Origin of the sequence: Pseudomonas sp. NPDC087817 (assembly GCF_044742875.1) — a bacterium.
In the GTDB taxonomy this organism is placed as follows: Bacteria; Pseudomonadota; Gammaproteobacteria; order Pseudomonadales; family Pseudomonadaceae; genus Aquipseudomonas.
In genome coordinates this window covers 1-2,687 of sequence record NZ_JBIUVJ010000151.1, presented here as the reverse complement: position 1 = coordinate 2,687, position 2,687 = coordinate 1, and the positions used below count along the sequence as shown (strand labels likewise).

At 59.7% G+C, this 2,687-nt stretch carries 2 protein-coding genes and 1 pseudogene; all 3 read right to left on the bottom strand.

Annotation, left to right across the window (positions count from 1 at the left end):
- Positions 1 to 29 precede the first annotated feature (29 nt).
- Positions 30 to 635 (bottom strand): annotated as a pseudogene (gene fabG, locus ACIONG_RS30225) (3-oxoacyl-ACP reductase FabG); the annotation flags it as partial.
- Positions 636 to 651: 16 nt separating this feature from the next.
- On the bottom strand, positions 652 to 1,590 hold the full coding sequence (fabD, locus tag ACIONG_RS30220) for an ACP S-malonyltransferase (protein ID WP_103306704.1): 939 nt from the start codon (positions 1,588 to 1,590) through the stop codon (positions 652 to 654).
- A gap of 123 nt (positions 1,591 to 1,713) precedes the next feature.
- The coding region (gene plsX, locus ACIONG_RS30215) for a phosphate acyltransferase PlsX (protein WP_401304664.1) at positions 1,714 to 2,687 on the bottom strand (974 nt) is incomplete at its 5' end.

Genomic DNA, 2,687 nt, shown 5'->3' with positions numbered 1-2,687 from the left:
AGACGACCCAGCGTAATCTGCGTGTGCTAGGCTTCACGCTGTGCTTCAGGCAGCTCGCGCGTCATTTCAGTGTCGATAAACCCTGGGGTTACCGAGTTGACCGTAATCGAACGCGAACCGACTTCACGCGCCATTGCACGGCTGAAACCTTCCAGACCGGCCTTGGCGGCTGCATAGTTTACTTGGCCTGCGTTGCCCATGGCACCCACCACCGAGCCAATACTGATAATTCGACCCCAACGGGCCTTGGTCATACCGCGCAGAACGCCCTTGGACAGGCGATACAGACTGTTCAGGTTGGTATCGATGACGTCATACCATTCGTCATCTTTCATGCGCATCATCAGGTTATCGCGGGTGATGCCGGCATTATTGACCAGAATTGCCGGCGCGCCGAACTGCTCCTGAATGCTCGCGATGACTTTGCTGACCGACTCGTCGCTGGTGACATTGAGTTCCAGACCAGTACCCTGAATGCCATGCTCTTTCAGCGTGGCAGCAATCGCCTCGGCGCCCTTGGCGGAGGTCGCGGTGCCAACCACGATGGCGCCCTGACGGCCCAGCTCCAGTGCGATAGCCTGGCCGATACCGCGGCTTGCACCGGTGACCAGTGCAACTTTACCTTGCAGACTCATGCAAGTTTCTCCTGATTCAGGCTTGCGCTGCGCGAGCGGCAGCGAAAGCGTCTGGGGTATTGAGGTTGGAAGTCGCAACGCCTTCGGCGCAACGCTTGTTCAGGCCGGCCAGGACTTTGCCCGGGCCGCACTCGACCAGATTGGTCGCGCCCTTGGCTGCAAGGGTCTGAACGGATTCGACCCAGCGTACTGGTTTGTAGAGTTGTTCGAGCAGATCACGCTTGAGGGTTTCCAGATCGGCCGGCACTTGCGCGCTGACGTTCTGTACCACCGGGATCTGCGGCGCCTGCCAGTCGATGGCGGCGATGGATTCGGCAAAGCGCTCGGCAGCCGGACGCATCAGTTCGCAGTGCGATGGCACGCTCACTGGCAACGGCATGGCACGTTTGGCGCCACGGGCCTTGCAGCCTTCGATGGCGCGCTCAACGGCAGCCTTGGCACCGGCGATGACCACTTGGCCCGGCGAGTTGAAGTTGACGGCGCTGACCACTTCACCCTGCGCCGCTTCAGCGCAGGCTGCCAGCACATCAGCGTCCTCCAGACCGAGAATGGCAGCCATGCCGCCCTGCCCCGCTGGAACCGCTTCCTGCATCAGTTGACCACGGCGCTCAACGAGCTTGACCGCGTCAGCCAACGTCAGGCTGCCGGCAGCGACCAGTGCACTGTATTCACCCAGGCTGTGACCGGCAACAAATGCCGGACGCGCGCCACCTTCCGCCAGCCACAGACGCCACAGGGCAATCGAGGCGGTCAGAATGGCCGGTTGGGTTTTATCGGTTTGATTGAGCAGCTCTTCCGGGCCCTGCTGGGTCAACGCCCACAGGTCATAGCCCAGAGCAGCAGAGGCTTCTTGGAAAGTTTCGAGGATCAGTGGATGTTGCGCGCCCAGCTCGGCCAGCATGCCGAGGGACTGCGAACCCTGTCCTGGAAAGACGAATGCGAGGGAAGCAGACATGTAACAAGCCCCTAATGATCTTGTCGTCGGAAAATGACGCCCCGCTTGGGGACGCAAGAAACTGACAGTTGGATGGCCCTTTGAACCGGGCGGTCACATTTAAGCATTGTCGGACGAAAACGCCTAAGACAACAAATCCTCCAGACGACCGTGGAGGCGCTCGGGAAGATTCTCCTGAATCTCGATCAATGCGCGCTGAATCGCACTCTGAAAGCCCTGAACCCCGGCCGAACCGTGACTTTTCACGACGATACCCTGCAAGCCGAGGAAGCTTGCGCCATTATGTCGCGCCGGCGCCAGATCAGCCTGCAAGCGTTTCATCAGCGGCAACGCCAAGGCGCCGACCGCACGCGAGGCAAAGTTCTTTTTGAACAGCGCTTCGATCCGTGCAGCAATCATCGTTGCCAACCCTTCGCTGGACTTGAGCAGGATATTGCCGACAAAACCGTCACAGACCACCACATCCGCTTCGCCGCGATACAGACCATCGCCCTCGACAAACCCGATGTAGTTGATGCCACGAGCAGCCTGCAGCAGCGTTGCCGCCAGTTTTACCTGCTGATTACCCTTGATGTCTTCGGTGCCGATATTCAGCAACGCCACGCGCGGACGAGCGATACCCAGCGTTTGAGCTGCCACCGAGCCCATCACCGCGAACTGCAATAAATGCTCAGCACTGCAATCGACGTTGGCGCCAAGGTCGAGCAACTGGCAATAACCCTTTTGCGTCGGGATCGCGGCAACCATGGCGGGACGATCAATACCCGGCAGAGTTTTCAAAACGAACCGCGACAAGGCCATCAACGCACCGGTATTGCCGGCACTGACGCAGGCTTGCGCCTTGCCATCGCGCACCAGCTCAAGGGCGACACGCATCGACGAATCCGGCTTGCCACGCAGCGCCTGGGTCGGTTTTTCGTCCATGGTGATGACTTCGCTCGCCGCAACAATCGTCAGGCGCGCGCGATCGGCAGCCGATTGGCCGTTGATCAATTCTTCAAGAAGGGAGGGTTGACCGACAAGGGTCAGGTGCAGCGAGGGCGTAGCAGAAAGGCAAGCAAGGCTGGCATGTACATTGCTGAGGGGTACGTATTCTT